Raw genomic sequence first — 19,455 nt, 5'->3', positions numbered from 1 at the left:
TGAGTACGGAGTGAGTTTTTGTTATTATTGTTCTTTTCCCTGAATTTCTTCATTGAAAAAATGGATACCTGTATGTCCTCCACCTTCAGCAACCATTTCGTTTGATGCTATTTTTGTTGGAGATGTTCCAGCTCGTGTCGCAGCTTGAGCAGTTATCCGCTCTGATATGTTTTTGTCCATCTCCTCAGTATTTAAATAGGATCCTAATTTAGCTTTTGCACTATTGAGCATACTTAACGCTTTATCACGGTTTTCTTCTTTACTTAAATAAAATGCTGTTAAAGCTAACCCTACAATTACAACATATGTTCTTCGTTTTGCCATTAATAATCCCTCCCAAAAATATAAAATCTGGCTCAATATTTTTCTTTTCCCTATTTTTTAGAGGAATAAACATAATTTATACAGCATATAAAAAGTGCTAACTCATCTATAACCTTTCGCCTTCATCCAAAATTGTTGTTAAACGAATGAGGGTCCCATATTAAAAAGAGTATGTTATATTGTAAAGCCCCTAATTTGTTTGCAGCTTTTATATACATTAATGCGGTAGCGGCTATAGATACGAGTAAAGGTATAGGAGCGTACTTTATTGTTTGCGCTGTTTTATTGATGTGGGGCGTGTTTATGACGACAAAATATTACATAGGGATGAAAAAAAATCGGGTGAATTAAGAGAGAACAATAAGACGTTGATGGATATCGGTATGCCGTTTATTCTTTTATAACAGTACTTCGACGACTTTAATTACCTCTTTTAGATAGTGACCTTGTTCTAGTGTCTTAAATAAGGCTTTTTGGTCTGCTTTCTTTAATTTATTTACATCGATATTTTCAAGTGAGCAACATTCTATACGAAAATAGCAAATGGAAATTCATAGTAAGTCTGAATTTTCTTAGATAAGTACGAAGAACAAGAAGCATTTCAAAACAGGGAAGAGCGGAGTATGGGTTTATCCTTCTAGCCTTGTAACAGAATGGGATGATTTTTAATCAACATTCCATCAAAATTACTGAACAATTTGAGGACGTGTCAGATGTAGTAGGGGGTGAGGCATTGAAAAGTTGGAGGTGGAAGTATGGGTGGAACTGATATGATTGAAACATTATTGCCTTCCGTATATATGAAAGGTAGTTAAAAATTATATGCATGAAGTCGCATCTAACAAAGTGTGGCTTTTTATTATGGAGTCATTATGTGACAAATGTTACCTTTTAATCTATATTATTAAATAGATTGGAGGTAGCATTGTTTGGATAAGGGAAAATTAATATTGGATATTCTAGAAGGATTAAATAATCAGGAAGAGCCTAAATTTTATGATTTTGAAATAGAAAAACAAACATTCGGAGAAATCGTTGAAGTGATCCAAGAAAAAGGGTTCATTTCTGGTGCAAGCATTTATCGTGAATGTCTAGAGAATAAAGTAATATCGGTTTCCTTGTATAACGCCAAGGTTGAATCGAAAGGATTAAATTACTTAGAAAATAATATTATGAGTCACATCTAACTGTAGTGAACCCCAAAAGATAGATTTTTGGTCTAACTTTTGGGGTGAAGTACAATTGAGTGACTATTTTTTATTTACTGGTACAACTACTGTTACTTTTTCGCCAATAAATCTGTTATCTTTTGAAGCACTATCAAAAACAAATGTTAATTCTTTTACACCTTCTAAACCTTCTTTTCCTAAATCAAAAATAACTTCGCCTTTTTGTATTACTTTGCCAATAAATTCAGACTCGAAATGAGAAATTTCAACAATTGAATTGATTTGACGTTTTGTATCCGTAGTCATTTTCGCTGAATTTGGATAAAAGCTTAAAGTATCATCAGATAAATTTTCTCCTGTTATAGTTAGGATAAGTACATTTGTTTCGGCATCTGTATCAAGCATTTTTGGATCACGCGCAACCAATTTAGCTGTTTTCATGCCATCAATTGAAAATTCGACATCGGCACTTTTATACTTTTCAGTTGGTGCTTCATATAAATCAGTGATTGTATATGTACCTGCAAAATCATCTTTTACTACATCACCAACATTCGCTTCTGTTAAATTATCTGCTTTATTGGCTTTACTTTCTTCTTTTATTTTAACGTCAGTAGAACCTGTTACAGCTTTTTCAAGTGAAGCCGCATACTTTGCAAATTCATTATCTTCCATATCACCATTCATTTGTAATAAAAACTTTCCACTTTGATGAGTGTGAGAATAAAACATAGGACTTGAATTTCCTAATTCATCATAATAACTCTTTGCTTTTTTTAGATTTTCTTCATTGTCGAATAAAAATATTCGACCTCCTGAATCATCACCAAGAGAAGGGATTAAAATTCTTTTACCTTCTTTTCGGATATTTCCAAATTCATCATTTGGTAAGTCTGAAACTTCTCCTATGTCTAGGCCATCAGCTTTAAAATGTTTAATGACATCATCTGTTGTTTTAGCTAGAACTTTTTGATGCTCTTCAGTTTTAGCACCTTTCTCTTTTGGCTTATCGTCCTTTGATGAATCGCTTCCGCATCCAGCTAATCCTAAACTTAATACTAATGCCGCACTAAAAATTAATTTTTTCTTCATTAAAAATCCTCCCTTTATATTACCATTCTAGGAAATTTGAAGGAAGAAGTACATAGACAAATAGAAAACTGTAATTAATACCTATTAAATTAGTAACTGCTAAATTGTTAGTGAGGATTAAAATCCATTTTTCAGGTGTGTGACAAGCATCGATTACGAAAAGAGGGGAAGACGAGCGTCCTACTCATTAAATTATGACAAATTCTCCATACCTTCTTGAATAAAAGAGTTTCTATATTCAGCTTCAAAAATATAAACACCTTTTTCATAGGAAACTTGAAGTATCGCAGGGCCGTGCGGAATTATTTGCATTTATCGAATCCTAAATATTAGGGAAAGAAAGACCGACGACCGATCTGCGCCTCATAAACTTTTTCGAGGCAAGACAAACTAGGCGAAAAGGCTGAAAATTTACAGTCATTTCCATAATATCTTTTTTTATTATATGATAAATAAAAAATGGAATTTAAGAGGAGTGGAATATTATGCTGAAAATTTTACAAATTATTTTTGCAATCATAGGAATATCTCTTTCAGCTTATGGACTTATCACACGTGATTACCAGCTGAATTACCTAATGATTTTCTTCTTAGGTTTATTTGGCCTAATTTTAGGAATTAAAGAATTTCAAAGAGAGAGGAAAGCTTATGGTTGGTTGTTGATTGGGCTATTTTTATTTTCAGTATATGTGTCAATTCAAAGTTTCATATGGATTAAATAAGTAACAAGTGCACGGAAATGCACTATAAACAAAAACACAATTCGCTTTACAAATATAACGTGGTGTAGTTCTACCACGGTTTCAAAAGTGAGCTAACTCGACAAATATCACAATAATTAAATAGATGAATGTAAAAGCCTCTTGGATTCGAGGGGCTTTTTTGAATAGTTAGTTCTTTGGAAGTCATTTATTTAAATGATATAATATCTTCGAAAAGTAATTAATGGGGGTTTTGTTATGAGTATTTATAATTATTTGGTAAAGAAATCGAACGGTGAAATTTTGTCGATGGAAACATATCGAGGAAGGCCGATGCTTATTGTGAATACGGCCAACCAATGTCAATTTACATATCAATTTGAAGATCTACAAAAAATGTATGATAAATATAAAGATGATAATTTTATTGTATTAGGATTACCATGCGATCAATTCGGCAACCAAAATCCCGAAGATGGACAAGAAACGACAAAGCTTTGTAAAATGAATTATGGTGTAACATTCCCGATTTTTGAACTTGTTAAGGTAAATGGAGAAGGGACGCATCCACTATTTAATTATTTGAAGCATGAGGTAGATTTCCGCGAATTTGGCAAGTTCAATATGGAAGAGAAAATACTAGCAGAGAACATTTTGCAGTTAGAGCCGAGTTTTTTAGATGGGCGTAATATTCGTTGGAATTTCACGAAATTTTTAGTTGATGCACAAGGGAAAACAGTTGCACGTTTTGAGCCAACAGATTCATTGCTCGATATTGAAACTGTCCTTGAAAATATTTTGTAAGTCAATCAATTTCAGAATTGTACTATAACATCATATAGCAGGGAAAATGCCAGTAGATAAATTTGATACGGCTGGGTTGTTAGCATTAGCAAAAACGGTTACAGATGGAGAAGACGAAAAGTACAAACAATTTATTAAATTGCTAGAAGGTATTGTAAGTGAAAACGAATAACACAGACTAGTCGCGTTCTTGTGAGCGTGGCTTTTTATTTTGTCCTGAAAAGTGAGTATCGAGCAGTTTCACCCCTTTAAAGGGCTTGTTAATAAGAAGTTGCTTTATTTAAAAAGCGGGTCGTTGATGTAAGTAATAAAATTCACTATGTAAAAATCGATAAAAACCCACAGAAGTTCCGTATCCAGAGTGGGAATTATAGTAGCAGTGAAACAATGATCTCAGCAATGAACGTAGCTGTGCGACAAGGATATTTCTCGTATGCCGAACCAGTAAAGGGTAATTCAAACAAAAATGGCTGTCGTTTTATTAGTGGATAGAGTAACACCTTACTTGAAGCTAAAATGATTGCTGAACGTGCTATTTTAGTAGGGAAATTGAGTTATGTTACAATTCGTGGAACAATTAAATAAAATGTCAAAGACCAAGATAGCTTAAATTGCCGTCTTGGTCATTTTCTAATTAATGATTAAAATTTTACATAATAACAATACAACGAGGGGCCTAAGTTTATCAATGAAGAGAGGTGGTAGAGTGATTTTCACTGATGGGACATGGACATATGACACAGAGATGATAGATGCAGCCATTACGAACTCACAACGTGATTGGTATGAGCGAGACATGCTAAATGCTTTCACTCGATATACTTACTATTGATACAAGCAAATAAGAGATTGTGTTAACGCTCGTAAGTGTAAGCACATGACAGTAGATAAAGTGCGTGAGCAATTATAATCAGCCAATAAACTTCAATTCACGTGTGAACTGTTACGAATTACTGCTGAAGAAGTTAATTACATTGTAGAGTTCGCTGACCAACATCCGAAGTACGTAAAATAACACCCCGGGTAAAAAAAATCGCGATTTATTAAGGGAAACGTTCAACGAGTAGGGTTCAGGAATGAATATATTTTTCAGATTTCCGCGCGACAACATGCACACTAAATTGTTGATGTATAAATATGCAATAGGAAAGGTGGGCGGTAAGGGTGCAAAGTCATGAATTAGCATTTGAAGATTGGCTTGAAGGTCTGAAATATAAGGACATTGCGGGAAAATACAACGTCAAGGGAAATACGGTAAAATCCTGGTACAAGCGATACAATTGAAAAAAACAGGAAGTTATGAGGGGTAGGATGGTAAGCGTGTTTACACTACAGACGTTGTAGCAGACAGTGTCCAATTTTTAGAGCCACGGACTAACTCAGGTCAGCCAAACTCACAACAATATTCAGGACAATCAAATACTTATCAGCAACAGCAGTCACAATATGGTGGTCAGACTTACGGTAATAATCAACCGGTATATGGCGGTGGTTAACCACAACAACAATTCGGCGGATCAGTGTCAGGTCAGAATGCATTTAGTAACAATCCTTATCCGCAAAATCAGCCGTCGATGAATCAGCAGAACTATACACGGGTAGATGAAGATCCATTTGCAAACAGCAGAGGACCAATAGAAGTATCTGAGGATGATTTACCGTTTTGAGGAGTGAATAGGGGGAGAAGTACGTCGTGAGTCGTTGTAAAAGATGTAACAGACCTTTAAAAAGTGGCGAATCCATCATACGACGATATGGTGCTACATGTTGGCAAAGGCATTTAGATGATTTGGAAGAGGAATTTTTAAAAAATCAGCTCACCATATTTGATGTGTTAGAAGCGGAAAACAAAGAAGAAATGGGGGCACAGGATGTTTCATAATCAATCAACTAAAAAACGAGCGAAATCTGTAACACACGCTAACCGCGGAAAATTTTTAGAGCGTGTCATTGACATGGCCATACAAAATATCGTAACGCTGGATTAGCGGATATTCGTAACCATCCAAGTGACAAAAGATAAAGGTCAACAAGTTGAGGGACGGAAAGAAAAGCCTGAATGGGTGGAATATGCAGGTGTATGTAATGGACGAGCGGTTGTGTTTGATGCAAAAGAAACGGCAGGCAAAAGTTTTCCGCTTAAAAATTTACATGAACATCAATATGAGCTACTCCACTCCTGGTACGAGAAGGGAGCTATATCCTTCTTACTCGTTTATTTCAACGAGCTGGACAAATATTATCGCTTACCATTTCCAACGCTTCAAGCAGCCTGGGTAGGTGCAAAAAGAGGGGAACGTAAATCCATTCCACTTGCAACGTTTGAAGAAAATGCAAATGAAGTCACATCAATGGATGGGTATACATTGCATTATTTATTGCCATTTATCGAGAGTAGGTGGTAAGAATGCTGCAAGGAAAATGCATTGATGCGGATCCATGTACCAATTTAAAAGTGGGAGAGGAATATTACCTTTTCCCACATGGTGGATTGGCTTATAACGTAAGCAGATTTCCACACTCAGGTGCTCATTTCGGTACCTATCAAAAGAGCAGATTTGAATTAATAGATGACACTATTGAAGTGCCAATACAAATAACAAGAAAATACCTAGCTCGTGTCGTTAAGCCACCCTCACATTTTTATAGAATTGGCGAAGAATACATTATCACAGATCCGAAAGTAAACGGCTATTACAGTGTTTTTTTGAAGTTGGTTCGTATAGATCGAATTATTTTGAAATTATTGAGCCTTATGAAGTAACTGAAGCTGCTAGGTGAAAGATAAATCGGTTACAGAGCAGATTTCTCAGAATGCATTTGATGTTGGCGACACTGTAGAAATTATGGATGAATCGCTTATAAGACGTAAACATTATGAAAATGGTAAACAGGCAACGGTGATAGAAAATTTTTATGGCTGTATATCAATTCAACTGAATGAGCGAGTAGATAAGAAGGTCATAAGTAGTGTGCTTTTAGTAGGTGATGATCTGCAGTCGATTAAAAAAGTTGTATCAGAATCTGTACTAAAAGAAGCGGCTATGGCGAACGATATGTCAAAAATGGTACGAAAAAAGGTGGAAAATGCGAACGAACCTGTCAAAAACCAAAAATATGAGCAGTTGAGCTTATTTTAGGAGAGATAGAAATGAATGAACAATTAAGTTTTCTTGATGAATTGCGAAAACAAGAACTAGAAAGACCATGGTTTTTACAATCAAGTTCTGCACCAGTCGTCCGATTTGAAGGAAATCTGTCAGAGCGAAATCTACCAAAAGGAACATTATGCTTTGTTAATGGCAGTAGATCAGGAGAATATGATACTCATGTCTGGTCTCGTAGTAAAAGCTCATTTGTCAATTACTTAGATTTAGTATCTATGAAAGTAGTTGATTTTACAGAGGAAGAATTGACACGTAAATATCCAAAAATGTGGGAGCATGTTCGAATTATTTCAAATGCGACACTACAAGTTATAGATGAAGGGTTACTTGTTGTAATTGGACCACAATCGTGTGAGTTAACAGAGAAACTTTCTAAAGGTGGATATGCACCAAATCGGAAAGTGGATATGCTGACGAGCCACTTTGAAGGTTACCGACCTGCACGGCTATTAATTTACAAAGAAGATGTTGAGGAGAGTGCCAAATGAAAGCAATCACAATTAGACAACCTTGGGCTACACTTATTGCTTTGGGTGAGAAGCGGTTAGAGACACGTAGCTGGCAGACGAAATACAGAGGTCCAATTGCTATTCACGCTGGTAAAACAATGGATATAGAATATTGTGAATATCCACCGATTAAGAGAGCACTTCAAAAGCATGGAATTAAAAATGAAGATTTACCAGTGGGTGTTGTTATTGCTACCGCAGAATTAGTTGAATGTCATTTGGTACCGAATGAGTTAAGTGATGCTGGCATTGAATTCGGAAAAAAATTAAAGGGTGATGAACTTTACTTTGGTGATTTTATGGATGGTCGTTATGCATGGGAGCTGAATACAGTAAAAGTTCTATCTAATCCAGTGCCAGCAAAAGGTAAGTTAAGCTTATGGGAATGGAATGAGTCATTGTTGAAAGAAAATGTGCAGAAAGGAATTACTTAAATGAGTGAAAAGGAAATCAATGATCTTGTAACTGAATTACAAAACAATAGTGTAGAATTATACTCTTTTGTAGCAGAAAATGCCTCAGAGGATTTAAGTGATGATGAAATGGATGCGTTAGTATCGGATTTAGAAAACGATTATTTAAGTTTACGTGAATTTGTAATTGAAGCTATGGAAGATTAATCATGAGGAACAATCGAAAGATTTTGTTCAGCATTGGAGGTATCCACAATGAAACAATTAGACTTATGGCGTGAAATCATAATAGACAACTTCGCTGGTGGAGGCGGAGCAAGTACAGGTATTGAAATGGCAACTGGAATGAGCGTAGATATTGCTATTAATCACGATCCTGCTGCTATAGAAATGCACAAGTCAAATCATCCTGATACAGAGCATTATTGTGAATCAGTTTGGGATGTTGACCCCAAGGAAGCATGTAGAGGTCGTAAAGTTGGGCTCGCTTGGTTTAGCCCAGACTGCACACATCATTCAAAAGCAAAAGGCGGTAAACCAGTCAAACAAGAAATACGAGGTCTTGCATGGGTTGCGGTTAAGTGGGCATTAGCTGTAAAACCTAGGGTAATTATGTTGGAAAACGTAGAGGAATTTAAAGACTGGGGACCAATCGAAAACGGCAAACCTATCAAGGAATTAAAAGGAAAAACGTTTCAGAGCTTCGTTAAAGCACTTGAATCACTAGGCTACGAGGTAGATTTTAGGGAGTTACATGCCTGTGATTATGGTGCTCCAACTATTCGCAAACGGTTCTTTATGATCGCTAGATGTGATGGAAAGGAAATCAAGTGGCCAAAGCTAACGCATGGAGATCCACAATTACCAGCTGTACAGTTAGGGCGACTTAAACCATGGCGGGCAGCTAGTGAGATTATTGATTGGAGTATTGGAGCACCTTCGATTTTTGAACGTAAAAAACCACTTGTACCAAATACATTAAAACGTATTGAAAAAGGATTACAGCGTTTTGTAATCGATGCCGATGAACCTTTTATGGTTCCAGATGAGCATAAAGCAGCCTTTTTAATTAGTTATTATACAGAGCAATCAGAAAAAGAGGTTAGAGGATTATCATTAAACACACCACTTCATACAATCACAGCTGGAGGCAATAGATTTGGACTTGTGACAGCATTCTTAACCAAATATTACGGACAGAGTACAGCGCAAGGACTAAGTGAACCTTTACACACTATCACTACTAAAGATCGTTTCGCATTAACCGCAGTTCGCACCAAGGGTTATCATGTGACGGACATCGGATTACGTATGTTACAACCGCATGAGTTATTTGCCGGACAAGGTTTCCCAAGCAAATATCAGCACCCAGGGAAGAAAGTGGACCAGATTAAGAGAGTGGGAAATAGCGTACCTCCACCGTTTGCTGATGCATTAGTGAGAGCGAATTTACCTGAAATGTGTGCAAGTAGCAGTCGATATGCAGTAAACATTTGAAAGAAAATGTTCAGCAAGGAAGGAGAAATCTCGCTGAACATTACTTTAAATATGATGATAATAATTTTACGGAAGGTTAGATTTTTTATTAATTAATGAAATCTTGAGGAACACATTCACGAACACCTGAATTTCTCATGGAGTTAAATAAAGCTGCACCGATTCTTAATAAAACATTGTTATCTGTTCCATTTTCTAAATCATAAATTACGTAGTATGCATTATCAACTGTAAAAATACATTTTCGTTCTAATTTAAAACCAGGTGGTACAGGTGGAAGAGTAATAACTGGTCGAATCACAGGTGTATCTCCTTCATCTCTGATGAAATTGAAAGTTTGTTGGTCAATCTCATAGATATTAACTGGATCAATCTCCACACCTTCATCTGGAATTGTAATTTCATCTTCAACTAATAGAAAAAAGCGTTCGTTTCGAAAATTGAAAAGACTTCTCGCTCCAATTTCAAATGATGCCATTTTATATTCACTTCCTATTCTATTTAATATTTTATTCATATCTAATACAGTTGTTTGGACAATTAGGAAGGTGGAGTGAAGATATAGTAAATATTATTTCTTCAAAACTTATAATTAGCCATGTTGTTTCTAGACCGAAATCAATCCTATAGGGTACTTTTGAGTAAAGAAACTATAAAAGGGTCACTTGGGATAGAGTGACCCTTAGTAACAAGACTTGGAGGTGTAAGGCTAAATTAGCTTTACATTACTATTAATATGTCGTGATAGCTATATATATATAGTGAATTGCCTGTGAAATAAATTTAAAAATAAAAAAGTCGTAGCATCGTAACTCGCTACAGTAAACTAATGAACTATATGAGGAAAGAAACTATAAAAGGGTCACTTTGGTTAGGGTGACCCTTAGTAACTAAATTCGAAGGTTCTTAGTTTATAGCTTCAAAAATAGATTTTATGTATTTTGTGGTCTCTCGAAAATTAGTTCATAGTAAGTACCCATCCCAGGTGCAGAAGTAAAGTCAGGAGTTAAGATTTGAATAAATCTCCAACCTTCTTTTGCGTGATTTTTAATTACTTCTTGATAATCTTCAGTTGGTTTGCCTGTTAATTTTTTAAACGGCATTTTAACAAACTTGTATTCGTACATTATAAACAACTCCTTTTTAACCAGATTATAACATAAAAAAAGCCGCAGCGTTTGCAGACGCTACATCAAACTAATGAACAATTTGAAGATTAGAAGAAAGGATGAATTAATTTTGGATTATAAACAAAATACAGAAATCAGAGAGTTATTAAATACTCTTCCTAAAGAAGTTTTGATAATGGAATTAGCTGTATATATTTCAAAAGATGTAGGTTATGACTACCCATCTGTGAAAGATAAGGTTCAAAGTATTATAGATGCTTGGGAAAAGATAGATAGTGAAAATTAATCAAACATTTGAGGGAAATAAAAAGCTGTAGTGTCGTCACACACTACAGCCTCGAATTTGTTTATGCCCTTTGATGGTGCTTAACAACATTATTATACCATAGGGGGAAGAGGGGATAGCTTAATGCAATAACAACTTGGGGCGATGCCATGCAAGGCGATGCCATGCAACAGGTTGCTATCCCGAAACTAATGTATGTAACAGGATTTTAAAAAATTTATAAATCTATAAAAATGTGTGAAAAGGATGAAAAAAAACCATCTCCTTAAAAAGAAATGACTAAATAGTAATTATGGTGTGATCGCTAAGCGTATTTGCTTAACACTACTATTTATATGATTCGATAACTAAGTTTGTATAGTTAATTGACCTATAAAATAAAAAAGGATCACTGCTGGTCCTTCAGCGATCCTTCGAGGAGGGAAACAATATGCCTCTTTTATACTCTTCTAGATATGATATGTGTAGTTTACATTTTGCACAAAGTGAACTGTCCATAGGAAAGAAATTGCGAAACAAAGGAAGAAAAAAACGAACACCGAGAGATGTTCGTTAAAGAGTTATTATTTTTCAGTTGCTGTATTCCCCATTGCAATAGAAATTCTATTCCAACTGTTGATTTGATTGATGATTAGAACAAGGTCAACATACTGTTTCTCGTCATAGTATTCACGTACTCGCTTATATAGGTCATCTGGAACTCTTTTAGTAGGAATTAAAGTTATATGCTCAGATAATACTAGAGCAACTTTCTCTTCAGGTGTATAAAAAGTACATTCATTCCAAGCATTTAAACAATAAATACGCTGTTCGGTTTCACCCATCTTACGAGCATCGGATGTATGCATGTCTATGCAGAACGCACACCCATTAATTTGAGAGACTCTAATTTTGATAAGTTCCCTAGTTGCTCGATTAATCGTAGACTTCTTGGTGTATTTTTCCATATCCATCATAATTTTCATACCATCAGGTGCAACATCATAGTAGGCAACTCTTTGACTCATAAGGCAAGACTCCTTTTGTTTTTAAGATAAGATAATTATAACTATGTACGAACGTTTGTGCCAATTTTTAGCACTATAACATTTCGATTAAATGGAATTTAAGAAAGGAAATGTGAAGTAAAGGAGAGTGAGGAAAATTAATCAGATGTCGTTTAGATACTCATATATTACTTTTTCATGTATTTTCAAGCATTTAGGAAAAACCATATATGATGCTGAAAAATCTGCAAGAGAAGTAGCGAAGGATTATGAAAATCCTATCGTTGAGTTAGTTACTTTTCAAAAAGTGGGATTTTCTAAATATTTAACTGTGTGGAAAATACAAGGATATTTGAAAGAGTAACTCATGAACAATTTGAGGATATAACGAAAAAAAGTTTGGGGGGAGATAAACCTACCAAACTTGAATTAGTTAGATCGAGATCTTTTTAAAATTAATAAAGCAAGGACAATTATGGCAAGACCTATCCAAATGATTTTATAGGGTAAGACAATTAAATTCAAAAAAACATAAACAATGTGAACTATAAGATCAAGAAAAAACGACATAATTAACCTGCTTTCTTTTTAACCAAATTATAACATATTACTAGATTTGGAAAAGAAAAAGCCGCAGCGTCGTCACACGCTACAGCTCGAATTGGTTTATGCCCTTTGACGGTGCTTACAACATTATTATATCACACCGTAGGAGGGCAAACCTATGAAACAAGGGCAAATACAATTAAATCGTTATCAGTTGGACAAGGCAATTAAGAAGTATCACGACAACATGTGCAAGTACATGAGAATGAAGGATGAGCTTGATTCTTTAACTGTTACTGCATCCACAGCACAATATGGAATTGAAGCAACAATGCCAAAGGCTGTTGGTGGAACAAGTGACCCAGTGCATGCACATGTTCAAATCAGAGCAGCGCGTGAAGTACGCATTAACAAAATTAAAGGTGAATTACTTATGGTTCAAAATTTAACAAGCAAGGTTAATGGCGATATAGAGCAAGAAGTACTTTATTGGTTGTTAGAAGGCATGCCTTTCCGCTGGATAGGTGCAAAAGCTTAATATGAGTCATACAAGCGTACAGCGAGTACGAGAACGTGTTATTGATATGATGATGAAGTAAACAATAATAACCCTGTCCTCATTTTAAGACAGGGTTTTTTACAAAATATTTTACACTCTCCGAACAACGGCCAAATAAATAGATGATGATATACTTTGAATGAAAAACACTAGCATTACATAATAAATAAAATATTCTTTATCTATTAATTTAAACATTGCTACTAGTGCTACTCCAATTAATATACCAACAGTTAGAACAGAATAAGAAAATGACTTGATTTTAAAGATGAGCATTTGACCTCTCTCATCTTGCGACTCCATCCTACGTTCAAATGTAGATTTGTAAAATTCTGCAATAATTACTAACACTGCTAAAACACAAATACTAATCGTAGCTACGTTAACCATTATTCATCCTCCACATAATTAAATACATCCGTTATTTCTTTCTCAAATGAATTAGCAATTTTAAAAGCTAGAATCAAAGACGGATTATATTTATTTTTCTCTAAAGCTGCTATAGTTTGTCGACTGACACCAACCACATCAGCTAATTGTTGTTGTGTCCAACCTTTTTCCGCCCTACAAATTACTAATTTGTTATTTAACAATAGCACCACCTCTTACACTGATTGTAATTTATTTCTTACAAATTGTAAACTATTTTTTACATTAAATAAAGTTACAGATGTTCAAGATGTTATAAGTGTTACAAATGTGCCTAGTGTTACAGATGTTCCAAATGTTCCAATCGTATCAATTTTGGTGAGTTACGATGTAAACTAAAGGGGAGGTTGGACAGGTAAATGTTTCTTCCCTTGGTATTTATAAAATCCTAAATATTAGGGAAAGACAGACCGACGACCGACCTGCGCCTCATAAACTTGTTCGAGGCAAGACATACACGGCCGGCCTATATTTTTTAAGAGATAAGGTATCTTAATTAATATAAAAGGCTAAAAATTGCTGAAGGAGTGATTTTTATGTGAACTTCGTCCACTTTCCATGATTCAGTTAAACTTACTATGAGCAACAAGTGCACGGAAATGCACTATAAATAAAAACACAATTCGCTTTACGATATAACGTGGTGCAGCTCTACCACGGTTTCACAAGTGAGCTAACTCGACAAATACAATTAGGAGTAGTGGCGGAATAGGTAGACGCTTAGAGAGATAACATAGTACTCTCGACAGTTCGGTAAGGTTAACTTTGCTTTTGCCCATTCAAATATCTCACGCGACTTTAAAGGCTTACAAACCTTTATACAAAGCGCAGGAGAGGCGCAACCGAATGAGATGTTAACCATATTAGGTGCAAATCCTCATCTACTTCACTAATTAATATTCCTGACAATAACAGGAACTATAAAAAAAGCATTGTAACCATATTGTTGCAGTGCTTTTTCTTATTTCTAGAAACGAAGGAGGCAATCAAATTGATTTTTGGTCAAGCAATTGAAGCTTTAAAGGAAGGCAAGAAAGTAGCCCGAAAAGGTTGGAATGGTAAAGGTATTTTTATTAAGTTACAAATCCCTGATGCACATTCTAAAATGACGCATCCTTACATCTACATTGATACGACAGGACTTCAAACGGACAATGAGAACGCTCCTAAAAGTCGCGTCCTTGGTTAGCTTCACAAACGGATATGTTGTCAGAGGATTGGGAGGTAGTTGAATAATGCCAAAAGTAGAAGAACATCTAAATGATGTAATTGAAAATAACTTTAAGTACCACAGCCCAAAAGAAGGGCAGCCAGAAAAGTATGAGGCTATTCGTGAAAAGGCAAAAGAACTTGCTTATCTAATCGATGAAGAATGTCCTAACAACCGTGAGAAGTCTGTTGCCATGACTAACCTTGAAACTGCTGTTATGTGGGCTAATGCTTCTATTGCACGTAATTAAGAGCCTTCAAACGAGGGCTTTTGCTTTGAAAACTGCATCACACAGCCAAAACGTTATGTGTTGAGAGGGCAGAGTTTGGTGTGGTTTTGAGAGCAGCAGAAAGGTATTGCGGAATTACCTTCCAGTTTGGTTTATAATGTAATTAGGAAGGGTGAAGCACGATGTTTGGTGTCGTTGTAATTTCAACATTATGTTTATGGGTAGCGATTTATATTTCATGTAAACATAATAGAAAAGTTAATGATAATGGTAAAGAATGAAACATCCTTCGGGTAACGGGTTCTGTTTTCGAGTACAAAACTTAAAAAAACACTATAAAAAGGGTATCAAATCGAAATGATTTGGATGTCCTTTTTTTATTGATATAAAGCGACTTTTTAATAATTTTCATACGAATTGGTATATCAAATCGCATTAATAAAGTTACATTATAGAAAGTTCTATAACGATGCGAATACATAATCTTTTTTTCTCTCGAATTAGTTTACGTGTTAATTTAAATGGCAAGGAACTATATTCAACTAATGGGACAGGTAAGTAAAAAAAGGAACCACCCATTTTATAGCAATTAAAAATCGGCTATTATAAATAGGTAAATACTTTTCAGTTGGAGGATGAAAATGGTGAAGAGAAAATATGGAAACCGTTCGGAATGGAAACGTGTCTTGGATAGAAAATATGCACAAGCATTTCTTGATACTAAAGAATTTAAAGGCCATATAACTTTATTACATACAATTAAAGTTGCTGAACCACTATTCGTTCGGTATGAGGAAAAGAATATATGCATTGTAGATGATGGTTACATTTGGCTTCAACAATTCCCCTTAGAAAAACGGCATTCAGTAACAACAATGTTTGATAATAATGGGGATATCGTGCAATGGTATATTGATGTTTGTCTTGTAAATGGAGTAGATAATGATATTCCCTATTTGGATGATTTATATTTAGATATTATTTTGTTACCTTCTGGAGAAGTTATCTTAAAAGATGCCGATGAACTTGAAGAAGCCTTTTTAAATGGAATCATTGATAAATCTCTTTATGATTTAGCTTGGGATGAAGTAAACACCCTTACTAAGTTAATACGAAATAGAGATTTTGAATTACTTGATTTATCCCATTATCATAAGGAATTATTAGTGAATGAATTAAAATAACTTTATTAAGCTAACGGGGTGCTTAGTTAAATTTTGATTCGCGAAATATTAAACCAAGTTGTACAAAAAAGGTACTGCGAATCGCAGTACCTTTTAATATGCTAATTAATTGTCATTTTAACTTGCGACTTTGCTTTTTGTACTTCAAAACAGAACCCGTTATCCTTAGGGATGTTTTTCTTTTGTTTTGAAAACCATACCAAACAGCCATTGAGAATGTGTGAAATGCAAATAGATGGTAGAGTTTGGTGGGGTTTTGAGAGCAAAAAGTTATTACATATATTTCTTCTCTTAGTTTATGATTGATTGGTTAGGGGGAAGAAAAATGAATGAATGGATGAGTAATGAAAAATGGAGAAAGAAAGTAAATAATGTATACATAATGAGAAATCATAATTTTGCTTTTCTCTGCATGGGAGATTGAAAGACTAAAAGGTGGTGTACCAAAATATGCTACCTTAGTGCATGTTGATTCGCATTTAGACGATGTCTCTGAATCTGTCAATATACCGGGATACTGGAAGAGATTAGTTCTCCGGAAGAAGCAATTCTAATAGCAGAGGAATTCGATTATTCTGGTGATAAAACACCAAATCGTCCGTATATGAGGATAGATAATTTCATTTGGCCAGCTATTATGAGAAACACAATAGGAGATGTTATTTATATCAGTGATGATTCTTTAGATGAATTAAACGAAGAGAGTTTGCGGAATATAGTTAATAATTCATCTCAAAAATGCTTTAGATATGATGTAGATAATGTTCTTTTTAAAAGACTATTATTGAATTTGACGAAAAGTAAAAAAAAGATAGTTCGGTATCAATCATTAGAAGAACATGAATATGAGAAAGATCAGTTTTTGGAAAGTGTTAATGATAAATACACAATCTTAGATCTCGATTTAGATTACTTTAACGATTCAGATAAATATAATTCAGATTCAAAGTTAAAAACGAAAGATCAAACCGTTAGAAATTTAATGTATCTCAAAAATCTAACTGATTGGGATGTTATAACAATTGCACTTTCGCCAGAATATTGTGGTGGAGAAGATGAGTGCAGTTATCTATTTGAGTTATTTCTTGAATGTTTCGGTATTGATAAAAATGAATTAGTTGATTGGTAGCACCCATTTGGGTGTTTTTCTTTTGCCCTGAAAAGTGAGTATCTATTTCATTCTATTCCAATGAATATTTATTATATGTAAGTAGTGATGTTATTGATATTATTTCAAATGATTCCACTAATATTAATAAGCTAAAAGGTAACTATAAAAACCTTTATGATACGTATTATGAGATCACTAATGAATAATTAAAACATTTGATAATTTACTAATTAATTAAAGCCGTATTGTACTTAGGGGCTTTCCTTGAAAAAGGGGAGTCCTTTTGTTATGTAGCTAAAGGGGCAGCATTCTTGTATTAAATGAAGTGGGAAAAGAATACCATTGTGAAAAAATATACTTAAACTGTAGGGTGCTTTAGTTGAAAAAGAGCTACTAAAAACTCTTCAAACTTTTTTTATAAAACTTAATACTAAATTACCAAAAAAGAAAGCATGTTGGTCAATCTTTATTCAATGTGCTTTCTTTTCATTTACTAAAAAATGATATTTAGCATTACTTTTAATCAAACTTTATTTCAAACTAACACCTCCAAATTGGAGGTGTTTTATTTTTGAATAGATGGAGGAGAATCACATGAAAATTCAAAAGGTCGAGTTAAAAGAAGTAGAAGTTGTAGAAGTTGACGGTGAATTTGAAAAGCGATTTATTAACACGAAGGTACACCCAGCCTTTTTAACAAACGCTGCCGTAAAAAAAGGTTATGATACAGGCCTATTAGAATCGAGTTTATTTGAGGATTTACTGAAAATAAAGGGACTTGAAACACTTATTACTCATTCCGATGAAGAAGCTTCCCTTGAGTTATTGAATGCTTTTGATGAGCAAAAATTAATTGCTGTTATTTATCTAGCTGTAACTGGTGCCAATAAAAATCTTGGATTGTCCTTTGATGAATTTTTAGAAAAGTACCATTATCCATTAACAGATACAATCCAACTTTATGCTAATTTGATTGTTGGGTTATTGAATGAATCCAATGAATTTGCTAAAGCTTTACACAAACAAACGAAAAAGTCCAAAAAAAAACAACACCACCAAAGCTAGTCATCAAGCATGTGGAGGATCTCTACACTCTCTACGTATTAATAGCAGGCATCGACCCCGAAACCTTTTGGCATGGTCCAATAGCAACAGTAGAGCGTATTTATGCGAATAAACTGGCGTTTGATGGGTGGAGTAATAGCCTGATAGGAGAGTGAGCATATGGCTAACAATAACAACGAAGTCAAAATAACCTTCAAGGCATTTAACCAAGAATTTAATAAATCAATGACGGAAATGAACAAAGAAACAACATCATTACGTCTAGAGATGAAGCTTCAGCAAGAACAGATGAAACACAATGCTTCTGAGTCTGAAAAGTTAGAGGCGAAAATGAGTGGTTTACGACAAATTTATGAAGTGGCAAAGCGTAAAACAGAAGAAACCACAGCAACTTTAGCACGTGCAAAAAATCTATGGGGTGAAAATTCAGAGGAAGCAAAAAAACTAGAGGAACAGCTTAAACGTAATCAAATTGCTGAACAACAAGCAGCCAATGCCATAACAGGAACAGAACAAGCATTACAACGTGCTAAGCAAGCTCAGGCTGATCAAACGGAGTCTTTACGACAATTACAAAATTTATTTTCAGTCACTGGCCAATCGGTTGGAGATTTTTCTGATTTATTGGGGCGAGATTTAACAAGAGCTATCCAAAACGGTTCTGCCAGTGCAAAACAATTAGATACTGCATTCGATAAAATCGCACGCTCATCATTAAATGCAGGTCGTGATATAACAGAGTTGCGAGCATCCATTCGGTCGTTAGACAGCGGTTCTTCTGTTGAACAAGTCAGACAAGATTTAGCTAGATTGGGACAAGAAGCAAATGAAGCTGAACAAGAAGTGAATGGTCTTGCGGATAGCTTAAAGTCTATGACAGGTGCAGCGACTGCGGCTATTGGAGTAAGCACAGCAGTTTCAACAGCATTAGAAAGCGCTAGTGATTTAAAGCCCATTGCCTACGAACTTCTTCGAGTGAGGCTTCTCCATCAACACCGTACGCTTCTACATCTCGCACAGCCTGTCTAACGGTTTCTCTAAAAT

General features: G+C 34.8%; 29 protein-coding genes and 2 pseudogenes. 24 read left to right on the top strand and 7 right to left on the bottom strand.

Annotated features, from left to right (window positions below):
- Nucleotides 1–24 precede the first annotated feature (24 nt).
- The gene (locus ACYQ73_RS08395; RefSeq protein WP_460012058.1) at nucleotides 25–324 is read right to left on the bottom strand and encodes a hypothetical protein; all 300 of its coding nucleotides are present in this window, start codon (nucleotides 322–324) and stop codon (nucleotides 25–27) included.
- Between the two features lie 929 nt (nucleotides 325–1,253).
- Between ACYQ73_RS08395 and ACYQ73_RS08390 the strand changes: the two genes are divergently transcribed.
- Nucleotides 1,254–1,511, top strand: a complete 258-nt coding sequence (locus ACYQ73_RS08390) for a YjcQ family protein (RefSeq protein ID WP_460012057.1) — start codon at nucleotides 1,254–1,256, stop codon at nucleotides 1,509–1,511.
- A gap of 63 nt (nucleotides 1,512–1,574) precedes the next feature.
- On the opposite strand, the gene ACYQ73_RS08385 is transcribed toward ACYQ73_RS08390, so the two are convergent.
- Complete coding sequence (locus ACYQ73_RS08385; RefSeq protein ID WP_460012056.1) at nucleotides 1,575–2,585, bottom strand: hypothetical protein; 1,011 nt, start codon at nucleotides 2,583–2,585, stop codon at nucleotides 1,575–1,577.
- 485 nt (nucleotides 2,586–3,070) lie between these two features.
- Between ACYQ73_RS08385 and ACYQ73_RS08380 the strand changes: the two genes are divergently transcribed.
- The 14 genes and pseudogenes from ACYQ73_RS08380 to ACYQ73_RS08315 all read left to right on the top strand — a co-directional run bounded on the left by ACYQ73_RS08380 (nucleotide 3,071) and on the right by ACYQ73_RS08315 (nucleotide 9,676).
- A complete protein-coding gene (locus tag ACYQ73_RS08380) occupies nucleotides 3,071–3,307 on the top strand; it encodes a DUF3953 domain-containing protein (RefSeq protein ID WP_460012055.1) in 237 nt (78 codons plus the stop codon).
- 237 nt (nucleotides 3,308–3,544) lie between these two features.
- The gene (locus ACYQ73_RS08375; protein WP_460012054.1) at nucleotides 3,545–4,090 is read left to right on the top strand and encodes a glutathione peroxidase; all 546 of its coding nucleotides are present in this window, start codon (nucleotides 3,545–3,547) and stop codon (nucleotides 4,088–4,090) included.
- A gap of 46 nt (nucleotides 4,091–4,136) precedes the next feature.
- On the top strand, nucleotides 4,137–4,262 hold the full coding sequence (locus tag ACYQ73_RS08370) for a hypothetical protein (RefSeq protein ID WP_460012053.1): 126 nt from the start codon (nucleotides 4,137–4,139) through the stop codon (nucleotides 4,260–4,262).
- A 465-nt stretch (nucleotides 4,263–4,727) separates the two neighbouring features.
- The gene (locus tag ACYQ73_RS08365) at nucleotides 4,728–4,922 is read left to right on the top strand and encodes a hypothetical protein (protein WP_460012052.1); all 195 of its coding nucleotides are present in this window, start codon (nucleotides 4,728–4,730) and stop codon (nucleotides 4,920–4,922) included.
- A 332-nt stretch (nucleotides 4,923–5,254) separates the two neighbouring features.
- The gene (locus ACYQ73_RS08360; protein ID WP_460012051.1) at nucleotides 5,255–5,374 is read left to right on the top strand and encodes a helix-turn-helix domain-containing protein; all 120 of its coding nucleotides are present in this window, start codon (nucleotides 5,255–5,257) and stop codon (nucleotides 5,372–5,374) included.
- 2 nt (nucleotides 5,375–5,376) lie between these two features.
- Nucleotides 5,377–5,757: pseudogene (locus tag ACYQ73_RS08355) on the top strand (single stranded DNA-binding domain-containing protein); the annotation flags it as partial.
- A 26-nt stretch (nucleotides 5,758–5,783) separates the two neighbouring features.
- Nucleotides 5,784–5,972, top strand: a complete 189-nt coding sequence (locus ACYQ73_RS08350) for a DUF6011 domain-containing protein (RefSeq protein WP_460012050.1) — start codon at nucleotides 5,784–5,786, stop codon at nucleotides 5,970–5,972.
- A 127-nt stretch (nucleotides 5,973–6,099) separates the two neighbouring features.
- Nucleotides 6,100–6,495 carry a Holliday junction resolvase RecU gene (locus ACYQ73_RS08345; protein WP_460012049.1) on the top strand — a complete coding sequence of 132 codons (396 nt, stop codon included), beginning with the start codon at nucleotides 6,100–6,102 and terminating at the stop codon, nucleotides 6,493–6,495.
- 2 nt (nucleotides 6,496–6,497) lie between these two features.
- Nucleotides 6,498–6,854: a hypothetical protein gene (locus ACYQ73_RS08340; RefSeq protein ID WP_460012048.1), complete on the top strand. Its 357-nt coding sequence runs from the start codon at nucleotides 6,498–6,500 to the stop codon at nucleotides 6,852–6,854.
- Between the two features lie 13 nt (nucleotides 6,855–6,867).
- A complete protein-coding gene (locus tag ACYQ73_RS08335; RefSeq protein WP_460012047.1) occupies nucleotides 6,868–7,230 on the top strand; it encodes a hypothetical protein in 363 nt (120 codons plus the stop codon).
- A gap of 11 nt (nucleotides 7,231–7,241) precedes the next feature.
- Nucleotides 7,242–7,745, top strand: coding sequence for a hypothetical protein (locus ACYQ73_RS08330; RefSeq protein WP_460012046.1), 504 nt, complete (start codon nucleotides 7,242–7,244; stop codon nucleotides 7,743–7,745).
- Nucleotides 7,742–8,200: an ASCH domain-containing protein gene (locus ACYQ73_RS08325; protein WP_460012045.1), complete on the top strand. Its 459-nt coding sequence runs from the start codon at nucleotides 7,742–7,744 to the stop codon at nucleotides 8,198–8,200. The genes ACYQ73_RS08330 and ACYQ73_RS08325 overlap by 4 nt, the downstream gene beginning before the upstream one ends.
- Nucleotides 8,201–8,386, top strand: a complete 186-nt coding sequence (locus tag ACYQ73_RS08320; protein ID WP_460012044.1) for a hypothetical protein — start codon at nucleotides 8,201–8,203, stop codon at nucleotides 8,384–8,386. It begins immediately after the preceding gene.
- 48 nt (nucleotides 8,387–8,434) lie between these two features.
- Nucleotides 8,435–9,676, top strand: coding sequence for a DNA cytosine methyltransferase (locus ACYQ73_RS08315; RefSeq protein WP_460012043.1), 1,242 nt, complete (start codon nucleotides 8,435–8,437; stop codon nucleotides 9,674–9,676).
- A gap of 88 nt (nucleotides 9,677–9,764) precedes the next feature.
- Here ACYQ73_RS08315 and ACYQ73_RS08310 read toward each other — a convergent pair whose 3' ends face one another.
- Nucleotides 9,765–10,154 (bottom strand): spore coat protein, encoded by a 390-nt coding sequence (locus ACYQ73_RS08310; protein WP_460012042.1) that lies wholly within the window; start codon nucleotides 10,152–10,154, stop codon nucleotides 9,765–9,767.
- A 454-nt stretch (nucleotides 10,155–10,608) separates the two neighbouring features.
- Nucleotides 10,609–10,803 (bottom strand): DUF4177 domain-containing protein, encoded by a 195-nt coding sequence (locus ACYQ73_RS08305; protein ID WP_460012041.1) that lies wholly within the window; start codon nucleotides 10,801–10,803, stop codon nucleotides 10,609–10,611.
- A gap of 112 nt (nucleotides 10,804–10,915) precedes the next feature.
- Between ACYQ73_RS08305 and ACYQ73_RS08300 the strand changes: the two genes are divergently transcribed.
- Nucleotides 10,916–11,092: a hypothetical protein gene (locus tag ACYQ73_RS08300; RefSeq protein ID WP_460012040.1), complete on the top strand. Its 177-nt coding sequence runs from the start codon at nucleotides 10,916–10,918 to the stop codon at nucleotides 11,090–11,092.
- 563 nt (nucleotides 11,093–11,655) lie between these two features.
- Here ACYQ73_RS08300 and ACYQ73_RS08295 read toward each other — a convergent pair.
- Complete coding sequence (locus ACYQ73_RS08295; protein ID WP_460012039.1) at nucleotides 11,656–12,099, bottom strand: carboxymuconolactone decarboxylase family protein; 444 nt, start codon at nucleotides 12,097–12,099, stop codon at nucleotides 11,656–11,658.
- A 145-nt stretch (nucleotides 12,100–12,244) separates the two neighbouring features.
- Here ACYQ73_RS08295 and ACYQ73_RS08290 point away from each other — a divergent pair, with 145 nt between their 5' ends.
- Together ACYQ73_RS08290 and ACYQ73_RS08285 are read left to right on the top strand one after the other, a co-directional pair.
- On the top strand, nucleotides 12,245–12,442 hold the full coding sequence (locus ACYQ73_RS08290) for a hypothetical protein (protein WP_460012038.1): 198 nt from the start codon (nucleotides 12,245–12,247) through the stop codon (nucleotides 12,440–12,442).
- Between the two features lie 360 nt (nucleotides 12,443–12,802).
- Entirely contained in the window at nucleotides 12,803–13,162 is a 360-nt protein-coding gene (locus ACYQ73_RS08285; protein WP_460012037.1) for a hypothetical protein, read from the top strand.
- Between the two features lie 111 nt (nucleotides 13,163–13,273).
- Here ACYQ73_RS08285 and ACYQ73_RS08280 read toward each other — a convergent pair whose 3' ends face one another.
- Together ACYQ73_RS08280 and ACYQ73_RS08275 are read right to left on the bottom strand one after the other, a co-directional pair.
- On the bottom strand, nucleotides 13,274–13,573 hold the full coding sequence (locus tag ACYQ73_RS08280) for a hypothetical protein (protein ID WP_107951329.1): 300 nt from the start codon (nucleotides 13,571–13,573) through the stop codon (nucleotides 13,274–13,276).
- Nucleotides 13,573–13,776 carry a helix-turn-helix transcriptional regulator gene (locus ACYQ73_RS08275; RefSeq protein WP_054550329.1) on the bottom strand — a complete coding sequence of 68 codons (204 nt, stop codon included), beginning with the start codon at nucleotides 13,774–13,776 and terminating at the stop codon, nucleotides 13,573–13,575. Before ACYQ73_RS08275 ends, ACYQ73_RS08280 begins: the two co-directional genes overlap by 1 nt.
- A gap of 827 nt (nucleotides 13,777–14,603) precedes the next feature.
- Here ACYQ73_RS08275 and ACYQ73_RS08270 point away from each other — a divergent pair.
- The 6 genes and pseudogenes from ACYQ73_RS08270 (at nucleotide 14,604) to ACYQ73_RS08245 (ending at nucleotide 19,440) form a co-directional block, all read left to right on the top strand.
- Nucleotides 14,604–14,848: pseudogene (locus ACYQ73_RS08270) on the top strand (DUF2829 domain-containing protein).
- The gene (locus ACYQ73_RS08265; protein ID WP_460012036.1) at nucleotides 14,848–15,072 is read left to right on the top strand and encodes an Acb2/Tad1 domain-containing protein; all 225 of its coding nucleotides are present in this window, start codon (nucleotides 14,848–14,850) and stop codon (nucleotides 15,070–15,072) included. The pseudogene ACYQ73_RS08270 and the gene ACYQ73_RS08265 overlap by 1 nt, the downstream one beginning before the upstream one ends.
- Nucleotides 15,073–15,692: 620 nt before the next feature.
- The gene (locus tag ACYQ73_RS08260) at nucleotides 15,693–16,235 is read left to right on the top strand and encodes a ribonuclease FAU-1 family protein (protein ID WP_460012035.1); all 543 of its coding nucleotides are present in this window, start codon (nucleotides 15,693–15,695) and stop codon (nucleotides 16,233–16,235) included.
- 637 nt (nucleotides 16,236–16,872) lie between these two features.
- A complete protein-coding gene (locus tag ACYQ73_RS08255; RefSeq protein WP_460012034.1) occupies nucleotides 16,873–17,364 on the top strand; it encodes a hypothetical protein in 492 nt (163 codons plus the stop codon).
- Nucleotides 17,365–17,940: 576 nt separating this feature from the next.
- Nucleotides 17,941–18,411, top strand: coding sequence for a hypothetical protein (locus tag ACYQ73_RS08250; protein WP_460012033.1), 471 nt, complete (start codon nucleotides 17,941–17,943; stop codon nucleotides 18,409–18,411).
- A 159-nt stretch (nucleotides 18,412–18,570) separates the two neighbouring features.
- The gene (locus ACYQ73_RS08245) at nucleotides 18,571–19,440 is read left to right on the top strand and encodes a hypothetical protein (protein WP_460012032.1); all 870 of its coding nucleotides are present in this window, start codon (nucleotides 18,571–18,573) and stop codon (nucleotides 19,438–19,440) included.
- The last annotated feature ends 15 nt before the right edge of the window (nucleotides 19,441–19,455 follow it).

The sequence above is a fragment of the Lysinibacillus sp. CTST325 genome (assembly GCF_054665055.1).
Note: the sequence above shows the minus strand (reverse complement) of the source record. Positions and strands in the feature narration are given on the sequence as shown.

Coding starts and splice junctions, on each gene's coding strand:
- ACYQ73_RS08330 (WP_460012046.1), top strand. CDS start 7,242: ATGAATGAACAATTAAGTTTTCTTGATGAATTGCGAAAACAAGAACTA.
- ACYQ73_RS08370 (WP_460012053.1), top strand. CDS start 4,137: ATGCCAGTAGATAAATTTGATACGGCTGGGTTGTTAGCATTAGCAAAA.
- ACYQ73_RS08280 (WP_107951329.1), bottom strand. CDS start 13,573: ATGGTTAACGTAGCTACGATTAGTATTTGTGTTTTAGCAGTGTTAGTA.
- ACYQ73_RS08395 (WP_460012058.1), bottom strand. CDS start 324: ATGGCAAAACGAAGAACATATGTTGTAATTGTAGGGTTAGCTTTAACA.
- ACYQ73_RS08365 (WP_460012052.1), top strand. CDS start 4,728: ATGATTAAAATTTTACATAATAACAATACAACGAGGGGCCTAAGTTTA.
- ACYQ73_RS08375 (WP_460012054.1), top strand. CDS start 3,545: ATGAGTATTTATAATTATTTGGTAAAGAAATCGAACGGTGAAATTTTG.
- ACYQ73_RS08295 (WP_460012039.1), bottom strand. CDS start 12,099: ATGAGTCAAAGAGTTGCCTACTATGATGTTGCACCTGATGGTATGAAA.
- ACYQ73_RS08285 (WP_460012037.1), top strand. CDS start 12,803: ATGAAACAAGGGCAAATACAATTAAATCGTTATCAGTTGGACAAGGCA.
- ACYQ73_RS08290 (WP_460012038.1), top strand. CDS start 12,245: ATGTCGTTTAGATACTCATATATTACTTTTTCATGTATTTTCAAGCAT.
- ACYQ73_RS08310 (WP_460012042.1), bottom strand. CDS start 10,154: ATGGCATCATTTGAAATTGGAGCGAGAAGTCTTTTCAATTTTCGAAAC.
- ACYQ73_RS08320 (WP_460012044.1), top strand. CDS start 8,201: ATGAGTGAAAAGGAAATCAATGATCTTGTAACTGAATTACAAAACAAT.
- ACYQ73_RS08315 (WP_460012043.1), top strand. CDS start 8,435: ATGAAACAATTAGACTTATGGCGTGAAATCATAATAGACAACTTCGCT.
- ACYQ73_RS08340 (WP_460012048.1), top strand. CDS start 6,498: ATGCTGCAAGGAAAATGCATTGATGCGGATCCATGTACCAATTTAAAA.
- ACYQ73_RS08380 (WP_460012055.1), top strand. CDS start 3,071: ATGCTGAAAATTTTACAAATTATTTTTGCAATCATAGGAATATCTCTT.
- ACYQ73_RS08385 (WP_460012056.1), bottom strand. CDS start 2,585: ATGAAGAAAAAATTAATTTTTAGTGCGGCATTAGTATTAAGTTTAGGA.
- ACYQ73_RS08260 (WP_460012035.1), top strand. CDS start 15,693: ATGGTGAAGAGAAAATATGGAAACCGTTCGGAATGGAAACGTGTCTTG.
- ACYQ73_RS08250 (WP_460012033.1), top strand. CDS start 17,941: ATGAAAATTCAAAAGGTCGAGTTAAAAGAAGTAGAAGTTGTAGAAGTT.
- ACYQ73_RS08305 (WP_460012041.1), bottom strand. CDS start 10,803: ATGTACGAATACAAGTTTGTTAAAATGCCGTTTAAAAAATTAACAGGC.
- ACYQ73_RS08265 (WP_460012036.1), top strand. CDS start 14,848: ATGCCAAAAGTAGAAGAACATCTAAATGATGTAATTGAAAATAACTTT.
- ACYQ73_RS08245 (WP_460012032.1), top strand. CDS start 18,571: ATGGCTAACAATAACAACGAAGTCAAAATAACCTTCAAGGCATTTAAC.
- ACYQ73_RS08255 (WP_460012034.1), top strand. CDS start 16,873: ATGAGAAACACAATAGGAGATGTTATTTATATCAGTGATGATTCTTTA.
- ACYQ73_RS08325 (WP_460012045.1), top strand. CDS start 7,742: ATGAAAGCAATCACAATTAGACAACCTTGGGCTACACTTATTGCTTTG.